This is a genomic window from Burkholderia sp. Ac-20353, from assembly GCF_017104785.1.
Lineage (GTDB): Bacteria > Pseudomonadota > Gammaproteobacteria > Burkholderiales > Burkholderiaceae > Burkholderia.
In genome coordinates this window covers 1-22,735 of sequence record NZ_JAAGPL010000087.1, presented here as the reverse complement: position 1 = coordinate 22,735, position 22,735 = coordinate 1, and the positions used below count along the sequence as shown (strand labels likewise).

Sequence of the window (22,735 nt, the reverse complement as noted above, 5' to 3'; positions counted from 1 at the left end):
CCTGTCCGCCGCCTGACAACCACCTGGCGCTGTTTTCACCCGTCTTCTCGAGGGGAGTACCGTGAAACTGACCTTTGCCATATCGGTGGTCGCGCTGGTACTCATTGCCGGCACCACCACCATCTGCCTGTCCGGGGCGGTCACCGACCGCACGACCGAATACGGAAGCGTGCAGGCGACGCTTGACCAGATGTTCAGTCCCCACCAGAAAATCTGTCGATGATGCGGCGGTCGCGTTTCGTCGGCCGGCCGTGCAGCTCGGCAGCCGGCTCGCGGTACGTCCGGCGCCGCTCCTGCTCGGCGAGCCGCGCGGCCCGGCTGGTTTCCGTCTCCGCATAAAGGGTCTGCGCGACGCTCGCCGGCCCGCGCAAGTCGCAGATGCCCAGCACGGCAATGTGCCAGACGATGCCTTCGATCGCAATCTCGACCTCGTCGCCGACCCGCACTTCCTTGGCCGGCTTCACCGGCGCGCCGCCGATCCGCACCCGGCCCTTTTCGACCGCGTCGGCCGCGAGCGTACGCGTCTTGAAGAACCGTGCGGCCCACAGCCACTTGTCGATGCGCAGCTTTGCGCCCGGTTCGGTGGAAATCCTGTAATTCATCGCTTCAGCCTACCGTTTCCGGCTGCGCCGCCTTGACCGGCCAGCCCTGCAGATTTTCCGCGACGATCTCGCCCAGCGCGCCGATCCACGCATGTGCGCCGTTCAGGCACGGAATGCGATGGAACGCCTGGCCGCCACCGGCGATGAATTCGTCGCGCACCTCCATCCCGATCTCCTCGATCGTCTCGAGACAGTCGGCCGTAAAGCCCGGGCAGAACACGTCCGCGCGCCGCACGCCGGCCGCGCCGAGCTCGCGCAGCGTCGGTGCGGTGTACGGCTGCAGCCATTCGGCCTTGCCGAAACGCGACTGGAAGGTCACGCGACATTCGATCGTCGACAGCCCGAGTGCGGCCATCAGCAGCGCGGCCGTCTGCTGGCACTGGTCGTGATACGGATCGCCGAGGTCGAGCGTGCGCTTCGGCACGCCGTGGAAGCTCAGTACGAGCTTGTCGCCGGCCGCGAAATCGGGCCGGCCATGCTGCGCCCAATACTGGCGCACCTGCTCGGCAAGCGCGTGGATATACGCCGGATGGTCGGCGTAATGGCGCACCGTGCGGATTTCCGGCTGGTTGCGCATGCGCGCGAGCGCGTCGAAGGCGGCGTCGAACGCCGTCGCAGTCGTCGACGCCGAGTATTGCGGATACATCGGCATCAGCAGCACCCGCTCGACGCCTGCGCGCTTCAGTTGCGAGAGCACCTGCGGGAGACTCGGGCTGCCGTAGCGCATCGCGTAGTCCACCAGCACGTGATAGCTGTTCGACGCGAGCAGGTGCCGCACGCCTTCGACCTGGCGCTCGGTGTGCACGCGCAGCGGCGAGCCCTCGGGCATCCAGACGGCCGCGTACTTCTTCGCGGACGCGCGGCCGCGCAGCGGCAGGATGAGCGTGCGCAGCAGAACCTGCCAGATCGCCTGCGGGATTTCGACGACGCGGGGATCGGACAGGAATTCGGCGAGATAGCGCCGGACCGCGCGCGGCGTCGGTGCGTCAGGTGTGCCGAGATTGATCAGCAGCACCGCGATGCGATGGGCGGCCGCGACGCTCGATGGCGGCTCAAGATCGAAGCGCATAAAAAGTACGTGCACGGGGCACGGAACCGGACGGCTTTCAATTATAGCGGGCCGTCCCGGACGCGGTGACTGGCCGTTCGGCCGATTGCGGCGCGCGGCGCGCCGCGGCACGATGGCGGGACGGGCTTTTGCCGGTGAAGGCTGGTGAAGGCTGGTGAAGGCTGACTATTGCTGGCTGAGCGTGAGCGACAGCAGCCGCGCGGTGATGTCGACGATCGGGATCACCCGGTTGTACGCCATGCGGGTCGGGCCGATCACGCCAAGCGTGCCGACGATCTTGCCGTTCACCTCGTAAGGCGCGGTGACGACGCTCATTTCCTCGATCGGCACGAGCGTCGATTCGCCGCCGATGAAGATCTGCACGCCCTGGGCGTGGCTCGACACGTCGAGCAATTGCAGGAGGCCGGTCTTTTGGTCGAACACGTCGAACAGCTTGCGCAGCCGCGCCATGTCGGACGACAGGTCCGCGACCTCGAGCAGGTTGCGCTCGCCGGAGATCAGCACGGTGTCCTCGGTGTCCGGCACCTCGGTGCTCGCGGTCACGGCTGCGTGCATCAGCGTGGTCATGTCGCCGCGCAGCTGGTCGATCTCGTCGCGCAGGCGGCGCCGCACCTCGTCGAACGACAGTCCGGCGAAATGCGCGTTGATGTAGTTCGATGCCTCGGTCAGCTGCGACGGCGAATAGTCGCGCGGGGTCGCGAGCATCCGGTTCTGCACATCGCCCTCGGGGGTGACGATGATCAGCAGGATGCGCTTGTCCGACAGGCGCATGAACTCGATCTGCTTGAACACGTGGCTGCGGCGCGGCGTCAGCACGACGCCCGCGAACTGCGACAGGTTCGACAGCACGCTCGCCGCGGCCGCGACCACCCTCTGCTGCGGCTCGCCGGCCTGCAGCGTGGTCTGCACCTGGCGGGCGACTGCGTCCGCGTCGATCGGCGCGTCGACCGTCAGCATCGTGTCGACGAACAGCCGATAGCCGCGCGGCGTCGGCACGCGGCCGGCCGACGTGTGCGGGCTCGAAACGAGGCCGAGCTCCTCCAGGTCGGACATCACGTTGCGGATCGTCGCCGGGCTCAGCTCGAGCCCGGAATAACGGGACAACGTGCGCGATCCGACCGGCTGACCGTCGGCGATATACCGTTCGATCAGGGTTTTCAGGAGGGTTCGTGCGCGAGGATCTAGCATGGTGGAAAATTTTAGCGCAACCGCGCGACTGCGGCGAGTGGCCGCGCCCGACATGCAATCGGGCCGGACGCGGCGCCCGGGGCCGCAAACGGTTCTTTTCGTCAACGAGCTATGGTGTAATGCCGCCATGAAAACCGGTAATCAGTTCCATACTGTCGCGCTCGTCGGCCGGAGCAACACGCCCGGCATCGCCGAGCCGCTCGCGACGCTGGCCGCCTGTATCGCGAAGCAGGGTTTCGAGGTCGTATTCGAAGCCGACACTGCGCGCGAGATCGGCATCGCTGGCTACCCGGCGCTCACCCCGGCCGAAATCGGGGCGCGTGCCGACGTGGCGGTCGTGCTCGGCGGCGACGGCACGATGCTCGGCATCGGCCGGCAGCTAGCGCCGTACAAGACGCCGCTGATCGGGATCAACCACGGGCGGCTCGGCTTCATCACGGACATCGCGGCGGCCGACATGCAGGCGCGCGTCCCCGTGATGCTGGCAGGCAAGTTCGAGCGCGAGGAGCGATCGCTGCTCGAGGCGCGGATCGTGCGCGACGGCGAGCCGATCTACCACGCACTCGCGTTCAACGACGTCGTCGTGAACCGCAGCGGCGTCTCCGGGATGGTCGAGCTGCGCGCGTCGGTCGACGGCCGGTTCATGTACAACCAGCGCTCGGACGGCCTGATCGTCGCGACGCCGACCGGCTCGACCGCGTATGCGCTGTCGTCGGCGGGGCCGATCCTGCACCCGCAGCTCCAGGGCATCGTGCTCGTGCCGATCGCGCCGCACGCGCTGTCGAACCGGCCGATCGTGCTGCCGGACGACACGAAGATTGCGATCCAGATCGTCAGCGGCCGCGACGTCAACGTGAACTTCGACATGCAGTCGTTCACCGCGCTCGAGCTGAACGACACGATCGAGGTGCGCCGCTCGAAGCACACGGTGCCGTTCCTGCATCCGATCGGCTACAGCTATTACGCGACGCTGCGCAAGAAGCTGCACTGGAACGAGCACGCATCACCCGAAGAAGACGACGACACGGCGTCCTGACGCACAACCGCCCGATACCATGCTCCGCCACCTCTCGATCCGCGACTTCGTCATCGTCGCCGCGCTCGACCTCGAATTCGACAGCGGCTTTACCGTCTTTTCCGGCGAAACCGGCGCCGGCAAATCGATCCTGATCGACGCGCTCGCGCTGGCGCTCGGCGAGCGCGCCGACGCGAGCGTCGTGCGCGCCGGCTGCAGCCGCGCCGACATCACCGCCGAATTCACGCCGCACGACCGCGTCGCGCGCTGGCTCGACGAGCACGCGTTCGACACCGAAGACGTCGTGATGCTGCGGCGCGTCATCGACGCAAACGGCCGTTCGCGCGCGTTCATCAACGGCACGAGCGCGACGCTCGCGCAGTTGCGCGAAGTCGGCGAGATGCTCGTCGACATCCACGGCCAGCACGCGCACCAGCTGCTGATGCGGCCGGACGCGCAGCGCGAGCTGTTCGACACGCACGCGGGGCTCGTCGCCGACGCCGCGAACGTCGCGCGCGCATGGCGCGTGTGGCGCGACGCAACCCAGGCGATCGACGCGGCGAAGGCGCACGAGCGCGAGCTGCAGCTCGAACGCGAGAAGCTCGCGTGGCAGCTCGCCGAGCTCGACAAGCTCGCGCCGCAACCCGGCGAATGGGACGAAGTGAGCAATGAACACAAGCGCCTGTCGCATTCGGCGAACCTGATCGATGGCGTGCAGGGCGCGCTCAACGCGCTGTCCGAAGCCGACGACGCGATGCTCGCGCAGCTCGGCGCGATCGTGTCGAAGCTGCGCAGCCTCGCCGACTACGATCCGGCGCTCGGCGACGCGCTCGCGTCGCTCGAGCCGGCCGAAATCCAGCTGCAGGAGGCCGTCTATTCGCTGTCGCACTATGCGCAGCGTCTCGACCTCGACCCGAACCGGCTCGCGCAGGTCGAAACGCGTCTCGACGCGCTGCATTCGACCGCCCGCAAGTTCCGCCTGCCGCCCGATACGCTGCACGAAGAGCACGCGGCGCGGCGCGCGCAGCTTGCCGCGCTCGATGCGGCCGCCGACCTCGGCGCGCTGGAAGCCGCGCAGGCCAAGGCATGGGACGCGTATGTCACCGACGCGAAGCGCCTGTCGAAGGCCCGCACGCAGGCCGCCAAGGCGCTCGGCACGGCAGTGACGGCCGGCATGCAGGAGCTGTCGATGGCGGGCGGCAGCTTCGACGTCACACTCGTTCCGCTCGCCGACGGCGGCCCGCACGGGCTCGAGCAGGTCGAGTTCCGCGTCGCCGGTCACCCGGGCGTGCCGCTGCGGCCGCTCGCGAAGGTCGCGTCGGGCGGCGAGCTCGCGCGGATCAGCCTCGCGCTCGCGGTCATCGCGAGCGCCGCGAGTCCGACGCCGACGCTGATCTTCGACGAAGTCGATACGGGAATCGGCGGCGGCGTCGCCGAGGTGGTCGGCCGCCTGCTGCATCAGCTCGGCCGCGACCGACAGGTGCTGTGCGTGACCCACCTGCCGCAGGTTGCGGCGCGCGGCGACCAGCACTACCAGGTCGCCAAGGGGGCGGACCACAACGGCGGCACCGTGTCGACGGTCGTCCCGCTCGACAAGGCGAGCCGTATCGAGGAAGTCGCGCGGATGCTCGGCGGCCTCGAGATCACCGCGACCACGCGCAAGCACGCGAAGGAAATGCTGGCGGCCTGACGGGCCGTTCAAACGCCCGTTTCAATCGCCCCGAACACCCGCTCCCAAAGCGCCGTCACCACCGCCCGCTCGTCGGCGACGAGCGCCGGATCGACCCGCGCCTTCTCCATCCCGTCGAGCCGCAGCTTGTGCTGCAGCTTCCGGTACTTGCGATACGCGGCGCCGACGCGTTCGGCTTCCGCGTCGCTCATCAGCCCGAAGCGCGCGACCTCGCGCAGCAGCGCGATGTTGCCCGTATTGCGGATCAGTTCCGGATCGCGCGACGCGTGCAGCAGCACCCAGAACTGGACGATGAACTCGATGTCCACCATCCCGCCCCGGTCGTGCTTCAGGTCGAACAGCTCGGTGTGGTTCGGATGGCCGGCAAACACCTTGTCGCGCATGCCGACGATTTCCGTCGCGAGCACGGCTGCGTCGCGCGGCGTCGTCAGCACCTGATCGCGGATTGCCTCGAACACAGTGCCGATCTGCGCATCGCCCGCGCTGTAGCGCGCGCGCGTCAGCGCCTGGTGCTCCCAGACCCACGCAGTGTTCGCCGCATCGCCCTCGCGCAGCTGGTAGCGGCGGAACGCGTCGAGATCGGTGACGAGCAGCCCGGCTTCGCCGTTCGGCCGCAGCCGCAGGTCGATGTCGAACAGCGCACCGGCGCCGGTGGCGGTCGTCAGCCACGTGATCAGCCGGCGGGTGAAGGTCGTGTAGACGTCCGCCGCCCGGTCGTCCGGGTCGTCGTACAGGAAGATCAGGTCGAGATCCGACGCGTAGCCGAGCTCCTTGCCGCCCAGCTTGCCGTATGCGATCACCGCGAATTTCGGCACGTCGCAGTGGCGTTTCGCGAGCTGCGACCAGACGACCTCGATCGTCACGTCGAGCACCGCGTCGGCGAGCTCCGACAGCCGGTCGCTGACGTGCTCGACCGACAGCTGCCCCGCGAGGTCGATCAGCAGGATGCGGAATACCTCCGCGTGCTGCGCGTGGCGCAGCAGGTCCATCTGCTGCTCGGGGCCGTCGGCTGCGGCGAGGCGCGCGCGCAGCGCGTGCTTGAACGCCGGCCAGTCGAACGGGCTCGCGATCGCCTCGTCGTCGAGCAGCTCGTCGAGCAGTTGCGGGTGCCGGATCAGGTAGCCGCCGCCCCAGCGCGTCGCGCCGAGCACCGACAGCACGCGGTCGAGCGCGGCCGGATATTCGGTCAGCAGCGCGAGGTAGACGCCGCGCCGGCTGACCGTCTCGAGCAGGTCGAAGAGCCGCACGATCGTGTCGTCGCGGTGCGCGGCGTCGATCCGCGGCGCCGCCTCGAGCGCGCGCTGCGCGACGGTGTCGAAGCGCTGCCGGCTCTTTTCCGGCAGCCCCGTGTAGCGCGACGATTGCCAGACCGCGCGCAACCGCGCGAGCACCGCGTCCGGATCGCGAAAGCCGAGGCCGTCGAGGCGGGCCGTCAGCGCGTCGTCCGCGCCGTCGTCGGCGAGCGCGCCGCTCCAGATCCATGCGGCCGCGCTGTCCTCCGCCGCGCCGCAACCCTGCCCGCCGTTGACCTTGTCCGCGAAGATCTGGTCGAACTGCGCCTCGACGAACGTGCGATGACCGTCGAGCACCGTCATCAGCGCCGCGTAGTCGGCAAAGCCGAGCGATGCCGCGAGCGCCGCGCGCTCGTCGGCGTCGACCGGCATCGCGTGCGTCTGCGCGTCGTTGCGATATTGCAGCCGGTGCTCGAGCGTGCGCAGGAAATTGTAAGCATCGGTCAGCCCCGCCTGGACGTCATCGCCGATCAGCCCGCGCGCTTGCGCATGGCGCAGCACCGCGAGCGTCGGCCGCACGCGGAACCCGGCATCCTGCCCGCCGCGGATCAACTGGAATACCTGCGCGCTGAACTCGATCTCGCGGATCCCGCCGCGTCCGAGCTTGATGTCGTCGGCCTTGTCCGGCCGCATCGACGCGCGGCGCGCGGCCTCCTGGCGGATCTGCTGATGCAGCGAACGGATCGCGCCGATCACGCCGAAATCGAGATAACGCCGGTAGACGAACGGCTTGACGATCGCATCGAGCTGCGTCTCGAGCCGCTGCGCGGCGTCGCTGTGCCCTTCGGACACGAGCCGGCCCTTGATCCACGCGTAGCGCTCCCACTCGCGCCCTTGCACGTAGAAGTATTCCTCTAGCATCCCGAGGCTGCAGACGAGCGGCCCGGAATCCCCGTTCGGGCGCAGCCGCATGTCGACGCGGAACACGTAGCCGTCGGCCGTCACTTCGGACAGCACGCCGATCAGGCGTCGGCCGAGCCGCGTGAAGTATTCCTGCGTCGACAGCGCCGCGCGGCTGCCGCCGGTCGTCTCGCCGTCGTCTTCGTAGACGAAGATCAGGTCGATGTCGGACGACACGTTCAGCTCGCGCCCGCCGAGCTTGCCCATCCCGACCACGCCGAGCACGACGCGCTGGCCGTCGGCGCCGCGCGGCTCGCCGTACAGTGCCTCGAGCTCGGCCGACAGCAGCGCGAGCGCGCGCTGCACGGCGACCTCGGCGAGATCGGTCATCGCGCCCGTGACCTCGGCGACGTCGGCAAGCCCGCGCAGATCGCGCTCGGCGACCGCGCCGATCACTTCGGCGCGCAGTTGCCTGAGCGCTTTCCTGAACTGGTCTTCGGTCGGCGCCGCGACGCCCGCGGGCAGTGCGAGCAGTTCGGTGAGCCGCGCGTCGAGCTGCGCGCGGGCGAGCGGCGCGGCCGCCCACGCGGCGATCTGTCCGGCGAGCGCGGGGCGCGCGGCGACCGCGCGTGCGACGTAATGGGAATAGGACGTGCTGATCAGGGCGGAAGCGTCGGTCATCGGGAAGCGGCCTTGCAGAAGGGTCAGTCCGTGCCGCACCGCCGCAACGGCCGCCGGCACGAACCCGTGTGATACATTTCAACGTCAGTTCGCAAAACTACCATATCGCCGCCCGTCCGCAGCATGTCCGACAGTCAGGAATCCGCCGTAGCACTGCCCGAAGCGGGACCTCCGAAGCACGATCATCCGGTTCTGCGCCGCGTGTTCAAGGTGACGCTGGCGGTCGGGCTCGGCACCTACTTCGTCGCGTCGGGCGCATTCCTCGGGCTGCGCTACGTGCTGCTGCCCCGCATCGACGACTTCCGGCCGAAGATCGAGCAGTTCGTGTCCGCGAAGCTGCATGCGCAGCTTTCGATCGGCAAGCTTTCCCCGCACTGGTCCGGCATGCAGCCGGGCGTCGAAGTCACCGCACTGACGATCCGTGGCCGCGACGGCCAGGTCGCGCTGTCGGTGCCGCATGCGACGGCCGCGCTATCGTGGATGTCGCTGCTGCGCCTGTCGCCCGCACTGTCGAGCCTGATCGTCGACCAGCCGGACCTGATCGTCGAGCGCAGCGCGGACGGCGCGCTCTTCATCGCCGGCGTCGGCGTGCCGACCACCCACGGCGGCAACGACACGTTCAGCACCTGGCTTCTCAAGCAGGAGGCGATCGTGCTGCGCGGCGGCACGCTGCGCTGGCGTGACGCCAAGCACGACGCGCCGGAACTCGCGCTATCCGGGATCCGGCTCGCGGTGCTCAACGACGGCCGCGTCCACAAGGCGGCGCTGCAGGCGCCCGCGAACGGCACGCTGCTGCGCGGCCCGCTCGATTTCCGTGCGCGCTTCACGCACAACCCGCTCGCACCGATCGGCAAGCCGGCGAACTGGACCGGCGACGCGTACCTGTCGACCGGCCCGGTCGACCTGCCGACGCTCGCGCGCTATATCAACATGCCGCTCACGGTGCACGCGGGCCAGATCGACAACGCGATCTGGGCGACCTTCCGGAACGGCCGGCTGCGCTCCGCGGGCGGCGCGCTGCAGGGCGCGGACGTCGCGCTGCGCGTGCGCCCGACACAGCCGCGGCTCGACGTGCCGATCGCGCGCTTCGGCTGGGACATGACGATGGACACCGGCCACGACTACACGCTGCATCTGTCGCGCTTTCACGCGGAGCTGGGCCAGCCGCCGCTGCCGGACGGCACGCCGCTCGCCCGCTCGCTCGGCATGGCGACGCTCACCGCGCGCTACCGGGTGCCGTCCGCGAGCCAGGGGCAGTTGATCAGCGTGGCCGGCGACCGCGTCGATCTCGGCATCCTCAGCGAATTCATCCGTGGGCTGCCGCTGCCGGCCCACCTGCGCAACGAACTCGTGCGGGTCGACCCGCGCGGGATGGTGTCGAACTATCACATCGAGGTCGAGCGCGCGAAGCCCGCGAAGGCCGAGCTCGCCGAAGAAGAGAAACGCACCGGCGCCGCGCCGGTCGTCCGCTACCGCTTCGCCGGCGACCTGCAGGGCATCAGCTTTGCCGCGCAGGAGCCGCCGCCCGGGCTGTCCGCACATGGCCATCCGCGCGCCGGCTGGCCGGGGATCGAGAACCTGTGGGGCCGCGTCGACGCGAACGAGACAGGCGGCGCCGCGCATTTCGACACGGTCAACGCCGCGGTCACGGTGCCCGGCGAGTTCGACGAGCCGCGCCTCACGTTCGACCGGCTGCGCGGCAACGCGAAATGGGTCGTCACGCCGGCGCCGGGCGACAAGCACGCGCGCGTCGACGTGACGGTGCCCGACCTGCTCGTATCGAACCCGGACGCCGAGATCGCGGTGTCGGGCAGCTATACGAACCCCGGCCACGGCCGCGGCTCGCTCGACCTGCGCGCCGATTTCGCGCGCGCGGCGGTCGCCCGCATCCCGCGCTACCTGCCGACCGGCATGGCCGAGCACCTGCGCCAGTATCTCGGCCATGCGCTGCAGGCCGGGCAGGTCACGAAAGGCGCATCGATCGTCGCGCGCGGCCCGCTCGAGACCTTCCCGTACGAGCACAACCCGAGCGGCGGCGTATTCCATATCGTCGCGCCGTTCACGGGCGGACAGTTCGAGCCGACGCCGTACCCGCCGCGCAAGCTCGCGAACGGCACGCCGAGCGTGTGGCCGGCACTCTCGGGCATCGACGGCGTGTTCGAGCTCGAACAGAACAAGCTGCGCTTCGATATCGACCGCGCGCACTACAAGCGCGTCGCGCTGAACAAGGTGAGCGGCCGGATCACGGATCTCGGCCACCCGGCCGAGTCGCCGCTGATCATCGAAGGGCACGCGCAAGGGCCGCTCGCCGACCTGATCGACTACGCGGACAACAGCTCGCTCGGCATGATCAGCGGGCACGTCGGCGAGAAGATCGACGCGCAGGGGCCGGCCGCGCTCGCGCTGAAGCTGACGATCCCGCAGCACGTCGCGCATCCGCATACGCACGTCGAGGGCACGCTCGCGTTCGGCGGCAACACGCTGTCGACCGACGGCGTGCCGCCGCTGTCCGCGCTGCGCGGCGACGTGCGTTTCACCGAAGCGGGTGCGTCGCTGAACAACCTGTCCGGACGCTTCCTCGGCGGCCCCGTGCGCGCGAGCGGCGACCTGAAATCGCACGGCCCGTATGCGGTCGACGTCGACGGCAGGCTCGCGCTCGACGCCGCGCGCGGCCTGAACCTGCACGGCCCGGCCGCGGCGCTGCTCGAGCACGTGGTCGGCGACGCGCCGTACCGGGTCGCCGTGCGGGGCACGCCCGGCCGCCTGCCGAACCTCACGGCCAGTTCCGACCTGACGGGCGTCGCGCTGAACTTCCCGGCGCCGTTCGCGAAACCCGCGGGCACGCCGATGCCGTTCAGCTTCACGCTGCAGCCGGCGCCGCAGGCAGACGGCCGGCGCCTCGAACATGCGAACCTGACGCTCGGCCCCATCACCGCGACCTACCTGCTCGACGCGACGCGCGGCCAGCCGCTGCGCGCGGTGCGTGGCGCGATGGGCATCCACCGGATGCCCGACGTGCCGCAGGACGGTGTGAGCGCGGCGGTCGACGTCGACGAGCTGGACGCCGACGCGTGGCTCGCGCTCGCCAGGACGCTGCAACCCGCGCATCGCGCGCCGGAACCGCAGCCGGGCGCCGAGCACGTCGATCTCGCGAGCTTCGTGCCGAAGCGCTTCGCGTTCCATTTCGGCACGCTGAAGCTGCTCAAGCGCAACTGGGAAAACGTGATCGTCGGCGCGTCGCATGTCGACGAGCTGTGGCAGGCGAACATCGCGTCGAACCAGGTGTCGGGCTACCTGTCGTGGGCGCCGGGCGGCGGCCACCACGGCGAGGGCGTGCTGAACGCGCGGCTCGCGAAGCTCGTGATTCCGCAGAGTGCCGAGCACGATCTGGTCGGCCGCGCGATGAACCTGCAGGCGCCGACCGACCACCCGATGCCGTCGATCGACCTGGTCGTCGACGAGGTCGTCGCGCGCGGCCACGACATCGGCCGCCTCGTCGTCAACGCGCGCAACCTCGAAGAGGACGGCGCGCCCGTGTGGCAGCTCGACAAGCTGGAACTGTCGAACCCGGCGGCAAAGCTCACGGCGACGGCGAACTGGCGCACGTCGCGCCACGCGCTCGCCCGCGGCGTTGGCGAGGCCGACGCGCCGCGCCGCACCGTGTTCGATTTCAAGCTCGACATCGACAATGCCGGCGCGCTGCTCGACCGCGTCGGCCTGCCCCGCACCATCGGGGACGGCCACGGCACGCTGACCGGCAGGGTCGGCTGGCGCGGCGGCCCGACTGCGCTCGACTACCCGTCCCTCAACGGGCATCTCGCGCTCGACCTCGAGCACGGCGAGATCCTGAAGGTCGACCCGGGCGCGGCGAAGCTGCTCGGCGTGCTGAGCCTGCAGAGCCTCGCGCGCTTCCTGACGCTCAACTTCCGCGACGTGATCGGCAAGGGGCTCCCGTTCGAGAAGATCTCGGGCACCGGCCAGATCACCAACGGCATCGGGCACATCGACGATTTCGAGATGACGACGTCGCCCGCGAAGGTCACGCTGAAAGGGTCGGTCGATCTCGGTGCGGAAACGCAGGACCTGCACGCGCACGTCTCGCCGAAAATCGGCGCGGGCACGGCGGCGATCGCGGCCGCGATCATCAACCCGCTGCTCGGCGTCGGTGTGCTGGCGGCGAACTACGCGCTGTCGGAGACGTTGTCGCGCGCGTTCGCGAAGGACTATGCGATCACCGGGTCGTGGGCGCATCCCCATATCGAGCGGGTGCGGGGCGATCAGGGTAAGATGAATCACGACGCGGCCGGCGCGGCAAGTCGCTGAACCGCGCGGGCCGCACCCCATTTATGACGCTACCGATTTCGCGATGACCGACCACACCCTTTCCGCCAGCCCCGTCCGGGTTGCCGCGCTGCAGATGGTGAGCACGCCGGACGTTTCGCGCAATCTCGCCGAGGCCCGCCGCCTGATCGCGGAAGCGGCCGGCGAAGGCGCACAGCTCGTACTGCTGCCCGAGTACTTCTGCTTCATGGGCCATAAAGACACCGACAAGCTCGCGCTTGCCGAGACCTATCGCGACGGCCCGATCCAGCAATTCCTCGCCGACGCGGCACGTCGCCACGGGATCTGGGTGATCGGCGGCACGCTGCCGCTGAAGGCCCCCGAAGCGAACCGCGTGCTGAACACGACGCTCGTGTTCGATCCGTCCGGCTGCGAGGCGGCCCGCTACGACAAGATCCACCTGTTCAACTTCGAGAAAGGCGACGAATCGTTCGACGAGGCGCGCACGATCTGTCCGGGCGACACGGTCGTCGCGTTCGACGCACCGTTCGGCCGGGTCGGGCTGTCGGTCTGTTACGATCTCCGCTTTCCGGAGCTGTACCGCAAGCTGGGCGACTGCGCGCTCGTCGTCGTCCCGTCCGCGTTTACCTACACCACCGGCCGCGCGCACTGGGAAACGCTGCTGCGCGCGCGGGCGGTCGAGAACCAATGCTACGTGCTCGCGGCCGCGCAGGGCGGCAAACACGAGAACGGCCGGCGCACCTGGGGCCACAGCATGCTGGTCGACCCCTGGGGCGAGATCGTCCGGGTGCGTGACGAAGGCGCGAGCGTCGTGATCGGCACGCTCGACCCGCAACGTATCGCCGACGTGCGCCAGAGCCTGCCTGCGTGGCGGCATCGCGTGCTCGGCTGAGCGGTCGGCCGACTTGCCCCCCTTGAAACCCCGGCCCGCACGAACCATCTGCCCCCGAACCCTCTGCCGCGATACGCACCCGACAACTTTTTGAGAAACCCCGATACCCGCATGAACATCATCGAACCCGGCATCCGCAACCTGGCGCTGGCGAAGGACATCCTGCTCACGCCCTACGGCCTCGACGAGAGCCTCCTGACGCGCACGATCGCCGACATCTTCACGCATCGCGTCGATTACGCGGACCTGTACTTCCAGGCCACCCGCAGCGAAGCGTGGAGCCTCGAGGAAGGCATCGTCAAATCGGGCAGTTTCAGCATCGACCAGGGCGTCGGCGTGCGCGCGGTCGCGGGCGACCGCACCGCGTTCGCGTATTCCGACGACCTGTCGCCCGAAGCGATCGCGCAGGCGGCCGCGGCCACCAAGGCGATCGCCGCCGCGGGCGGCGGCCGCCAGAAGATCAAGGCGGCCACGTCGCTGAAGGGCATCTCGGGCCGCGACCTGTACCTGCCGTCCGATCCGCTCGCGTCGCTCGACGCGACGGCCAAGGTCAAGCTGCTCGAGCGCATCGAGCAGATGGCGCGCGGCCGCGACCCGCGCGTCACGCAGGTGATGGCGGGCCTCGCCGGCGAATACGACGTCGTGCTCGTCGCGCGCAGCGACGGCGCGCTCGCGGCGGACATCCGCCCGCTCGTGCGCGTGTCGGTGACGGTGATCGCCGAGCAGAACGGCCGTCGCGAGATCGGCTCCGGCGGCGGCGGCGGCCGCTTCGACTACGGCTATTTCACCGACGACATTCTGTCGCGTTACGTCGACGACGCGGTGCACGCGGCGCTCGTGAACCTCGACGCGCGTCCGGCGCCGGCCGGCGCGATGACCGTCGTGCTCGGGCCGGGCTGGCCGGGCGTGCTGCTGCACGAGGCGATCGGCCACGGTCTCGAGGGCGATTTCAACCGCAAGGGCTCGTCGGCATTCGCGGGCCGCATCGGCGAGCAGGTCGCCGCGAAGGGCGTGACCGTCGTCGACGACGGCACGCTGCCGAACCGCCGCGGGTCGCTGAACATCGACGACGAAGGCAACCCGACGCAGTGCACGACGCTGATCGAGGACGGGATCCTGAAGGGCTACATCCAGGACACGCTGAACGCGCGCCTGATGAAGATGCCCGTCACCGGCAACGCGCGGCGCGAGTCGTATGCGGCGCTGCCGATGCCGCGCATGACCAACACGTACATGCTGAACGGCGACAAGGATCCGCAGGAAATCATCGCGTCGGTGAAGAACGGCCTGTACGCGGTGAACTTCGGCGGCGGCCAGGTCGATATCACGAACGGCAAGTTCGTGTTCTCGGCGTCCGAGGCGTACATGATCGAGAACGGCAAGGTCACCTACCCCGTCAAGGGCGCGACGCTGATCGGCAGCGGTCCGGAATCGCTGAAGTACGTGAGCATGATCGGCAACGACATGTCGCTCGACACCGGCGTCGGCGTGTGCGGCAAGGAAGGCCAGAGCGTGCCGGTCGGCGTCGGCCAGCCGACCCTGCGGATCGACAAGATGACGGTCGGCGGTACGGCATAACCGCATCGCGGCGCAAACAATCCGCGCATTTTGCGAAAAACGCGCGGATTGTCCGCATTTTCTGGGAGACCCGATTGCCAGCCGCGCGGCGAGCAGGTATAAATTCCGAATCAACTTTTTTTGACGACCCGATTCCCGTCATGTCCGCCAAGTTTTACTTTTACTTTTTTTGGCATCTCAGACCGCTGGCGGATCGAGAGGGTTGATGGCGCGTAAAGCGCAACCGAAATTCCCGAAAAACCGCCGGCAAACCCGGCGGTTTTTTTTCGCCCTTCGCCCTTCGACCACCCGGTCGCCGCCGCAGCGGTCTCGCGGCCCTGACCGAAACCACTGAATCGCTTGAATTGATGAATCTGCCGCACGTGTACCAACCGGACGGCCCTCAGAATTAGGAGAAACAGCATGCCCCCGCACAATACCGACGATGTCCGCATTCGTGAGCTCAAGGAGCTGACGCCGCCCGCCCACCTGATCCGCGAGTTCGCGTGTTCCGAAGCCGCTTCCGAGCTGATCTACAACTCGCGGCAGTCGATGCACCGGATCCTGCACGGGATGGACGACCGGCTGATCGTCGTGATCGGGCCGTGCTCGATCCACGACACGAAGGCGGCGCTCGAGTACGCGGGGCGGCTGGTGAAGGAGCGCGAGCGCTTCGCGGACGAGCTTGAAATCGTGATGCGCGTGTACTTCGAGAAGCCGCGCACGACGGTCGGCTGGAAGGGGCTCATCAACGATCCGCATCTCGACAACAGCTTCAAGATCAACGAAGGGCTGCGCACCGCGCGCGAGCTGCTGCTGCAGATCAACGAGATGGGGCTGCCGGCGGGGACCGAATACCTCGACATGATCAGCCCGCAGTACCTCGCGGACCTGATCTCGTGGGGCGCGATCGGCGCGCGCACGACCGAGTCGCAGGTGCACCGCGAGCTTGCGTCGGGGCTGTCGTGCCCGGTCGGCTTCAAGAACGGCACCGACGGCAACGTGAAGATCGCGGTCGACGCGATCAAGGCCGCGTCGCAGCCGCACCATTTCCTGTCGGTGACGAAGGGTGGCCACTCGGCGATCGTGTCGACGGCCGGCAACGAGGACTGCCACGTGATCCTGCGCGGCGGCAAGACGCCGAACTACGACGCCGAAAGCGTGAACGCTGCGTGCACGGACATCGGCAAGGCCGGCCTTGCCGCACGCCTGATGATCGACGCGAGCCACGCGAACAGCTCGAAGAAGCACGAGAACCAGATCCCGGTGTGCGCGGATATCGGCCGCCAGATCGCGGCGGGCGACGAGCGCATCGTCGGCGTGATGGTCGAGTCGCACCTCGTCGAAGGGCGCCAGGACCTGAAGGAAGGCTGCCCGCTGACCTACGGCCAGAGCATCACCGATGCGTGCATCAACTGGGAAGACAGCGTGAAGGTGCTCGAGGGGCTGGCGGAGTCGGTCAAGGCCCGTCGCGTCGCGCGCGGCAGCGGCAACTGACGGAAGCACGCGGGCGGGGCTCAATGGGCTCCCGCCTCGCGGCGACGCGGTCACGGATGCCGCCCGCGACTGGCGCTCGAGTCTGCTAAACTAGCTAACACGGCTTAGCTAAGCGAGGAATTCGATGCCTATCGTCAACATGCACGATGCCAAGTCGCGGCTTTCCGGCCTCGTCGAAGCACTCGAACTCGGGCGGGAATCCGAGGTCGTGATTGCCCGCAATGGCCATCCGGTCGCCCGAATCGTTCCGTACGTGGCGCCGAAGCGAATTGGCGCAGCCCGCCAGTTGTTGGCCGGGCTGAATATTCCGGCAACGGTCGACGCATTCAATGCGGGCGACGACGCGATCGCCGCCGACTTCGACGCTAGCGGCGAACAGGGGCTCGAGCCGTGAAGCTGCTGCTCGATACGCATATCGCGCTTTGGGCCGCCGAAGGGGCGCCGCAACTTTCATCGACGGCAGCCGAGCTGATCGAGAACCCGGACAACACGCTGTACGTCAGCGCGGCGTCCATCTGGGAAATCGCGATCAAGTACCGCAAGGGCAACCTGCCCGTTCATCCGCGTGACGCACGGTCGGCGTTCCGACTTGCCGGTTTCGCAGAGTTGCCGATCAGCAGCGATCACGTCGAAGCGGTCACGACATTACCCGATTTCCCCGACCATGCCGATCCGTTCGATCGCGTGATGGTCGCGCAGGCTCTGTACGAAGGCATGCCGCTCGTCAGCGCCGATCCCAAGGTGTGGCGTTACCATGCGACGCTGATGCTGCGCGCATGACATTGCGGAGAATCGCAATTCGGCGCTAAGCCGTTCCGTTCAGGCCAGCGGCATGCGCCGTCGCGCGTGGCCGCGCCACACAACGACAAAGCCCGGCTCGCGCCGGGCTTTTGCGTTTCTCGGAGATCGAGCGTCAGCGCGTCACTCGAGCGCGCCCGAACCGAAGATCTCGGTGTTCACGCGCTCCGGCGCGACACCCAGCGCGACGAGCGCATCGCGTTGCGCCTTCATGAACGCGATCGGGCCGCAGATGTAATAGTCGGCGTCCGGCACCAGCGCATACTGCTGCACGCGCTCCGGCGTAAGCCGCCCTTCGAGATCGTGGTCGACGCCCGCGCGGTCGTGCGGGCCGACCAGTTCATACAGCACCGTGCGCTTCACGTTCGCGTGCTCGCGCACCGTATCGTTCAGCCAGTCGCGGAATGCGTGCACCGCGCCCGAGCGGCACGCGTGGATGAAACGCACGTCGCGCTTGCTGCCTTCCGCGATCAGCGTCGACGCCATCGACATCATCGGCGTGATGCCGACGCCGCCCGAGATCAGCACGACCGGCGTATCCGCATCGCGCTTCAGCGTGAACTCGCCCATCGGCGCGGTGACCTCGACGACCGAGCCCTCCTCGACGCCGTCGTGCATCAGCGTCGACACCTTGCCGGCCGGGATCGCCTCCGCCTTGCCGGCCTCGCGCTTCACCGAGATGCGCAGCCACTTGCCGTGCGGCGCGTCGGACAGGCTGTACTGGCGCGGCTGGTCGACGCCCAGGTCGCCGACGAAGCGCTTCACCGTCACGTACTGGCCCGGCTCGAACGTCGGTGCTTCACCGCCGTCCGCCGGCGTCAGGTAGAACGACGTGATCTCGTCGCTCTCGCGCACCTTGCGCGCGACCTTGAATGGCCGGAAGCCGCTCCACGCCGCGCCCGCGTACAGGTCCGCCTCGGCGCCGATCAGGATCTGCGCGAGCTGGCCGTAGGCAACGCGCCACGCTTCGAGCGTTTCCGCATCGACTGCGTCGCCGAGCACTTCGACGATCGACGCGAGCAGGTTCTCGCCGACGATCGGGTAATGCTCGGGACGGATGTTCATGCTCGCGTGCTTGTTTGCGATGTGCGACACCGCGCCGCCGAGCGCCCCGAGATTGTCGATGTTCGCCGCATACGCATAGACCGCCTTCGCAAGCGTTTCCGGCTGGCTGCCAGTCTTCTGGTGCGTCTGGTTGAACAGGTTCTTCAGTTCCGGATGCCGCGCGAACATGCGCTGATAAAAGTGCTTCGTGATCGTCGCGCCGTGCACGGCGAGGACGGGGGCGGTGGCCTTCACACGGGCCATCTGGTCGGCGGTAATGTGGGTCATGCTCGTTCTCCGTTAAACATGCGAATACGATACATCTTTAAAATCCGGTGCCCCCCGGGCAAATTGTCGCAGTGCGGAAAAGGGGGCTGGACAGGATGACGGCTGGCGCAGGCGCCTGGCCGCCCGCGCGTCACCGCGGGCGATCGCGTTCCCACAGCACGTCCGAGCCGCCGTCCGCGCGGTTCAGGACCCGCGCCAGCACGAACAGCAGATCCGACAGCCGGTTCACGTAACGGCGCGGCGTCTCGTGCAGCGGCTCGCTGCGGCCGAGCGCGACGATCGCGCGTTCGGCGCGCCGGCACACGGTGCGGCACACATGCGCGAGCGCCGCCGTACGCGAGCCGCCGGGCAGGATGAACTCCTTCAGCGGCGACAGCGTCGCGTTGTAGTCGGCGAGCCACTGGTCGAGACGCGCGAGATGCGTGTCGTCGAGCACCGTGTGGCCGGGGATGCACAGCTCGCCGCCGAGGTCGAACAGGTCGTGCTGGATCGTCACGAGCGCCGCACGCACGTCGTCGGGCAACGGCTCGGCGAGCAGCACGCCGAGGTTCGAATTCAGTTCGTCGACGTCGCCGATCGCGGCGATCCGTACGTCGTCCTTGCCGATGCGCCGCCCGTCGCCCAGACCGGTGGTGCCGTCATCGCCCGTGCGGGTGGCGATCTTGCTCAAGCGGTTGCCCATGCGAAGTCCTCAGTTGCGCGGCCGCGGCGCGGCCCCGGTTGCGTTGGTTCCGGGCTGGATACCAGGCTGGATACCGATTATCGCAGCCCGCCGCGCGGCTCGCAGCAGGTGTTCCAGCGTAGAATGGTCCAAAACCGCCACACAGCGGCGCCTGCCGGACAAGCTGTCGAACTTTGCATGGAATCGGCGCCGATGCCGACGCGCCCGCGCCGATCGAGAGGAGACTCGTGTGAATCACCCCGCCCCGCCGGCCGCATCGCGCCGCCCGCTGCCCCCCGCCCTCCTCGATGCGCTACGCGCCGCCTTCGGCGAGCGCGTGTCGACGGCCGACGCGGTGCGCGCGCATCACGGCCGCGACGAATCGCCGTTCGACCCGCAACTGCCCGACGCGGTCGTGTTTGCACACAGCGTCGACGACGTCCGGCAGGTCGTGTCGCTGTGCGCACTCTACAGCGTGCCGCTGATCCCGTACGGCGCAGGTTCGTCGCTCGAAGGCCATCTGCTCGCGGTGCGCGGCGGCGTGTCGCTCGACCTGTCCGAAATGAACCGCGTGCTGTCGATCAACGCGGAAGACCTGACCGTCACGGTCGAGCCCGGCATCACGCGCAAGGCGCTCAACGAAGCGCTGCGCGACACGGGCCTGTTCTTCCCGATTGACCCCGGCGCCGACGCGAGCATCGGCGGCATGACCGCGACCCGCGCATCCGGCACCAACGCCGTGCGTTACGGGACGATGCGCGAGAACGTGCTCGGCCTGACCGCGGTGCTCGCCGACGGCCGCGTCGTGAAGACGGGCTCGCGCGCCCGCAAGTCGTCGGCCGGCTACGACCTCACGCGGCTGTTCGTCGGCTCCGAGGGCACGCTCGGCGTGATCACCGAGATCACGCTGCGCCTGCATCCGCAGCCGGAAGCCGTGTCGGCCGCGATCTGCACGTTCCCGACGATGGGCGACGCGGTGCGCACCGTGATCGAGACGATCCAGATCGGCGTGCCGATCGCGCGCGTCGAATTCGTCGACTCGCTCGCGATCCGCTCGATCAACCGCCACTCGAACCTGACGCTCGCCGAGGCGCCGACGCTGTTCTTCGAATTCCACGGCACCGAGGCCGGCGTGAAGGAACAGGCGGAGCTGGTCGAAGCACTCGCCGGCCAAAATCACGGCCAGGGCTTCGAATGGGCGACCCGGCCGGAAGACCGCAGCCGGCTCTGGGCCGCGCGCCACAACGCGTACTTCGCGATGCTGCAGCTGAAACCCGGCTGCCGCGCGGTGACGACCGATGTCTGCGTGCCGATCTCGCAGCTGGCCGCGTGCGTCGAGGAAACCGAGGCCGACCTGCGCGCGTCGTCGCTCCCATGCCCGATCGTCGGCCATGTCGGCGACGGTAATTTCCACGTCGCGATCCTGATCGACCCCGACAAGCCCGACGAGATCGACGAAGCGGAACGCATCAACGACCGTATCGTCGAGCGCGCGCTGCGCATGGGCGGCACCTGCACGGGCGAGCACGGCGTCGGGCTGCACAAGATGCGCTTCCTGCCGAAGGAGCACGGCGACAACGCGATCGACACGATGCGCGCGATCAAGCTCGCGCTCGACCCGCGCAACCTGATGAATCCCGGCAAGATTTTCACGTGCTGACACGGCGTGACGGCGCCGCGCCAGTCGCTTTGCATCGGGCGGGAGCCAGCGCCAAAGCGCGCACTCCCGCCGACACTGGAGAACCGATGAACGCCCCCGAACTGTCGGCCGAGATGCGCGCGCAGCGCCAGCGGGAAGTCGTGCAGGCGCTGATGGCCGTGCTGCCGACGCATTGCCTGCTGTATCGCGACGAAGACACCGCGCCGTACGAATGCGACGGCCTGTCCGCGTACCGCCGCCTGCCGCTCGCGGTCGCGCTGCCCGAGACCGAATCGCAGGTGCAGCGCATCGTGCAGATCTGCCGGCGGATGGAGGTGCCGATCGTGCCGCGCGGCGCGGGCACGAGCCTGTCGGGCGGCGCGCTGCCGATCTCGCTCGGCGTCGTGCTGTCGCTCGCGCGCTTCACGCGCATCGTCGAGGTCGACCCGTACGCGCGCACGGCGACCGTGCAGCCCGGCGTGCGCAATCTCGCGATTTCCGAGGCCGCGGCGCCGTACGGCCTGTACTACGCGCCCGATCCGTCGTCGCAGATCGCGTGCACGATCGGCGGCAACGTCGCGGAGAACTCCGGCGGCGTGCACTGCCTGAAGTACGGGCTGACCGTGCACAACGTGATGCGCGTGCGCGCGGTGACGATCGACGGCGAGATCGTCGAATTCGGCTCGCTCGCGCTCGACGCGCCGGGCCTCGACCTGCTCGCGGTGACGATCGGCAGCGAAGGCATGTTCGCGATCGTCACCGAAGTCACGGTGAAGCTGATCCCGAAGCCGCAGGCCGCGCAGCTCGTGATGGCGAGCTTCGACGATGTCGTGAAGGGCGGCGAGGCGGTCGCCGCGATCATCGCGTCGGGGATCATCCCCGCCGGCCTCGAGATGATGGACAAGCCGGCGACGCAGGCCGTCGAGTCGTTCACGCATGCGGGCTACGACCTCGATGCGAAGGCGATCCTGCTGTGCGAATCCGACGGCACGCCGGAAGAAGTCGCCGAGGAGATCGCGCGGATGACGGCGGTGCTGCGCGAGCACGGCGCGACGCGTATCAAGGTGTCGCGCAACGAGAGCGAGCGGCTGCGCTACTGGTCGGGCCGCAAGAACGCGTTTCCGGCCGCCGGACGGATTTCCCCCGACTATTACTGCATGGACGGCACCGTGCCGCGCCGCTCGGTCGGGCCGCTGCTCGCACGCATCGAGCAGATGGAGACGCGCTACGGGCTGCGCTGCATCAATGTGTTCCATGCGGGCGATGGCAACATGCATCCGCTGATCCTCTACAACGCGAACGATCCGGACGAGCTTCACCGCGCGGAGCTGTTCGGCGCGGAGATCCTCGAGTGCTGCGTCGAATTCGGCGGCACCGTGACGGGCGAACACGGCGTCGGCGTCGAGAAGCTCAATTCGATGTGCGTACAGTTCTCGCCGCAGGAGCGCGACGCGTTCTTTGCGGTCAAGCGCGCGTTCGATCCGCCCGCGTTGCTCAATCCCGACAAGGGTATTCCGACGCGTGCCCGCTGCGCCGAATACGGCCGCCAGCACGTGCGCGGCGGTCTGCTGCCGCACCCCGACCTCCCCCGCTTCTGAGCGCCGCGCCGGCGCGAGATCGGAAGAGCGTCGTGGAGGGCAAGAGTGTCGGGATCGGGGTAGTGCCCGTGTGGCGGCATAT

At 68.6% G+C, this 22,735-nt stretch carries 18 protein-coding genes; 11 read left to right on the top strand and 7 right to left on the bottom strand.

Translation table 11 applies throughout. From position 1 onward, the window contains the following. Positions 1-61: 61 nt before the first annotated feature. Positions 62-223, top strand: coding sequence for a hypothetical protein (locus G3N94_RS23420; protein ID WP_185732313.1), 162 nt, complete (start codon positions 62-64; stop codon positions 221-223). Here G3N94_RS23420 and G3N94_RS23415 read toward each other — a convergent pair. The 3 genes from G3N94_RS23415 to hrcA form a co-directional block, all read right to left on the bottom strand. Further along, on the bottom strand, positions 195-602 hold the full coding sequence (locus G3N94_RS23415; protein ID WP_205794942.1) for an RNA-binding S4 domain-containing protein: 408 nt from the start codon (positions 600-602) through the stop codon (positions 195-197). The two genes, G3N94_RS23420 and G3N94_RS23415, sit on opposite strands and share 29 nt — an antisense overlap. A gap of 4 nt (positions 603-606) precedes the next feature. After that, entirely contained in the window at positions 607-1,671 is a 1,065-nt protein-coding gene (gene hemH, locus G3N94_RS23410) for a ferrochelatase (protein WP_205794941.1), read from the bottom strand. Positions 1,672-1,836: 165 nt separating this feature from the next. Beyond that, positions 1,837-2,859, bottom strand: a complete 1,023-nt coding sequence (hrcA, locus tag G3N94_RS23405; protein WP_205794940.1) for a heat-inducible transcriptional repressor HrcA — start codon at positions 2,857-2,859, stop codon at positions 1,837-1,839. Between the two features lie 127 nt (positions 2,860-2,986). Between hrcA and G3N94_RS23400 the strand changes: the two genes are divergently transcribed. Both G3N94_RS23400 and recN read left to right on the top strand, forming a co-directional pair. Continuing rightward, positions 2,987-3,895 carry an NAD kinase gene (locus tag G3N94_RS23400; protein ID WP_205794939.1) on the top strand — a complete coding sequence of 303 codons (909 nt, stop codon included), beginning with the start codon at positions 2,987-2,989 and terminating at the stop codon, positions 3,893-3,895. A gap of 19 nt (positions 3,896-3,914) precedes the next feature. After that, positions 3,915-5,564, top strand: coding sequence for a DNA repair protein RecN (gene recN, locus G3N94_RS23395; RefSeq protein ID WP_205794938.1), 1,650 nt, complete (start codon positions 3,915-3,917; stop codon positions 5,562-5,564). An 8-nt stretch (positions 5,565-5,572) separates the two neighbouring features. On the opposite strand, the gene glnE is transcribed toward recN, so the two are convergent. Further along, positions 5,573-8,377: a bifunctional [glutamate--ammonia ligase]-adenylyl-L-tyrosine phosphorylase/[glutamate--ammonia-ligase] adenylyltransferase gene (gene glnE, locus G3N94_RS23390; protein WP_205794937.1), complete on the bottom strand. Its 2,805-nt coding sequence runs from the start codon at positions 8,375-8,377 to the stop codon at positions 5,573-5,575. 123 nt (positions 8,378-8,500) lie between these two features. Between glnE and G3N94_RS23385 the strand changes: the two genes are divergently transcribed. From G3N94_RS23385 to tldD, 3 genes are all read left to right on the top strand, one after another. Further along, complete coding sequence (locus G3N94_RS23385; RefSeq protein ID WP_205794936.1) at positions 8,501-12,700, top strand: YhdP family protein; 4,200 nt, start codon at positions 8,501-8,503, stop codon at positions 12,698-12,700. A 43-nt stretch (positions 12,701-12,743) separates the two neighbouring features. Continuing rightward, positions 12,744-13,571 (top strand): carbon-nitrogen hydrolase family protein, encoded by an 828-nt coding sequence (locus tag G3N94_RS23380; protein ID WP_205794935.1) that lies wholly within the window; start codon positions 12,744-12,746, stop codon positions 13,569-13,571. Positions 13,572-13,682: 111 nt separating this feature from the next. Continuing rightward, positions 13,683-15,149, top strand: coding sequence for a metalloprotease TldD (gene tldD, locus G3N94_RS23375; protein WP_205794934.1), 1,467 nt, complete (start codon positions 13,683-13,685; stop codon positions 15,147-15,149). 110 nt (positions 15,150-15,259) lie between these two features. Here the strand turns inward: tldD and G3N94_RS23370 are convergent, their stop codons facing one another. Continuing rightward, positions 15,260-15,511 carry a hypothetical protein gene (locus G3N94_RS23370; RefSeq protein ID WP_205794933.1) on the bottom strand — a complete coding sequence of 84 codons (252 nt, stop codon included), beginning with the start codon at positions 15,509-15,511 and terminating at the stop codon, positions 15,260-15,262. A gap of 40 nt (positions 15,512-15,551) precedes the next feature. On the opposite strand from G3N94_RS23370, the gene aroG reads away from it, so the two are divergent. From aroG to G3N94_RS23355, 3 genes are all read left to right on the top strand, one after another. Beyond that, entirely contained in the window at positions 15,552-16,625 is a 1,074-nt protein-coding gene (gene aroG / locus G3N94_RS23365) for a 3-deoxy-7-phosphoheptulonate synthase AroG (RefSeq protein ID WP_205794932.1), read from the top strand. Between the two features lie 124 nt (positions 16,626-16,749). After that, positions 16,750-17,019: a type II toxin-antitoxin system Phd/YefM family antitoxin gene (locus tag G3N94_RS23360; protein WP_205794931.1), complete on the top strand. Its 270-nt coding sequence runs from the start codon at positions 16,750-16,752 to the stop codon at positions 17,017-17,019. Then, a complete protein-coding gene (locus G3N94_RS23355; protein ID WP_205794930.1) occupies positions 17,016-17,405 on the top strand; it encodes a type II toxin-antitoxin system VapC family toxin in 390 nt (129 codons plus the stop codon). Before G3N94_RS23360 ends, G3N94_RS23355 begins: the two co-directional genes overlap by 4 nt. Before the next feature lie 141 nt (positions 17,406-17,546). Here G3N94_RS23355 and hmpA read toward each other — a convergent pair whose 3' ends face one another. Next, on the bottom strand, positions 17,547-18,755 hold the full coding sequence (hmpA, locus tag G3N94_RS23350; protein ID WP_205794929.1) for an NO-inducible flavohemoprotein: 1,209 nt from the start codon (positions 18,753-18,755) through the stop codon (positions 17,547-17,549). 130 nt (positions 18,756-18,885) lie between these two features. After that, a complete protein-coding gene (locus G3N94_RS23345) occupies positions 18,886-19,437 on the bottom strand; it encodes a cob(I)yrinic acid a,c-diamide adenosyltransferase (RefSeq protein WP_205794928.1) in 552 nt (183 codons plus the stop codon). A 229-nt stretch (positions 19,438-19,666) separates the two neighbouring features. Here G3N94_RS23345 and G3N94_RS23340 point away from each other — a divergent pair, with 229 nt between their 5' ends. Next, the gene (locus tag G3N94_RS23340) at positions 19,667-21,076 is read left to right on the top strand and encodes an FAD-linked oxidase C-terminal domain-containing protein (protein ID WP_205794927.1); all 1,410 of its coding nucleotides are present in this window, start codon (positions 19,667-19,669) and stop codon (positions 21,074-21,076) included. Between the two features lie 86 nt (positions 21,077-21,162). Next, positions 21,163-22,653 (top strand): FAD-linked oxidase C-terminal domain-containing protein, encoded by a 1,491-nt coding sequence (locus G3N94_RS23335; RefSeq protein WP_205794926.1) that lies wholly within the window; start codon positions 21,163-21,165, stop codon positions 22,651-22,653. The last annotated feature ends 82 nt before the right edge of the window (positions 22,654-22,735 follow it).

Excerpts from the sequence above, each read along its gene's own strand:
- tldD (WP_205794934.1), top strand. The coding sequence starts at position 13,683 with ATGAACATCATCGAACCCGGCATCCGCAACCTGGCGCTGGCGAAGGAC.
- G3N94_RS23345 (WP_205794928.1), bottom strand. The coding sequence starts at position 19,437 with ATGGGCAACCGCTTGAGCAAGATCGCCACCCGCACGGGCGATGACGGC.
- recN (WP_205794938.1), top strand. The coding sequence starts at position 3,915 with ATGCTCCGCCACCTCTCGATCCGCGACTTCGTCATCGTCGCCGCGCTC.
- hmpA (WP_205794929.1), bottom strand. The coding sequence starts at position 18,755 with ATGACCCACATTACCGCCGACCAGATGGCCCGTGTGAAGGCCACCGCC.
- G3N94_RS23380 (WP_205794935.1), top strand. The coding sequence starts at position 12,744 with ATGACCGACCACACCCTTTCCGCCAGCCCCGTCCGGGTTGCCGCGCTG.
- G3N94_RS23400 (WP_205794939.1), top strand. The coding sequence starts at position 2,987 with ATGAAAACCGGTAATCAGTTCCATACTGTCGCGCTCGTCGGCCGGAGC.
- hemH (WP_205794941.1), bottom strand. The coding sequence starts at position 1,671 with ATGCGCTTCGATCTTGAGCCGCCATCGAGCGTCGCGGCCGCCCATCGC.
- hrcA (WP_205794940.1), bottom strand. The coding sequence starts at position 2,859 with ATGCTAGATCCTCGCGCACGAACCCTCCTGAAAACCCTGATCGAACGG.
- G3N94_RS23385 (WP_205794936.1), top strand. The coding sequence starts at position 8,501 with ATGTCCGACAGTCAGGAATCCGCCGTAGCACTGCCCGAAGCGGGACCT.
- G3N94_RS23415 (WP_205794942.1), bottom strand. The coding sequence starts at position 602 with ATGAATTACAGGATTTCCACCGAACCGGGCGCAAAGCTGCGCATCGAC.
- G3N94_RS23360 (WP_205794931.1), top strand. The coding sequence starts at position 16,750 with ATGCCTATCGTCAACATGCACGATGCCAAGTCGCGGCTTTCCGGCCTC.
- glnE (WP_205794937.1), bottom strand. The coding sequence starts at position 8,377 with ATGACCGACGCTTCCGCCCTGATCAGCACGTCCTATTCCCATTACGTC.
- aroG (WP_205794932.1), top strand. The coding sequence starts at position 15,552 with ATGCCCCCGCACAATACCGACGATGTCCGCATTCGTGAGCTCAAGGAG.
- G3N94_RS23335 (WP_205794926.1), top strand. The coding sequence starts at position 21,163 with ATGAACGCCCCCGAACTGTCGGCCGAGATGCGCGCGCAGCGCCAGCGG.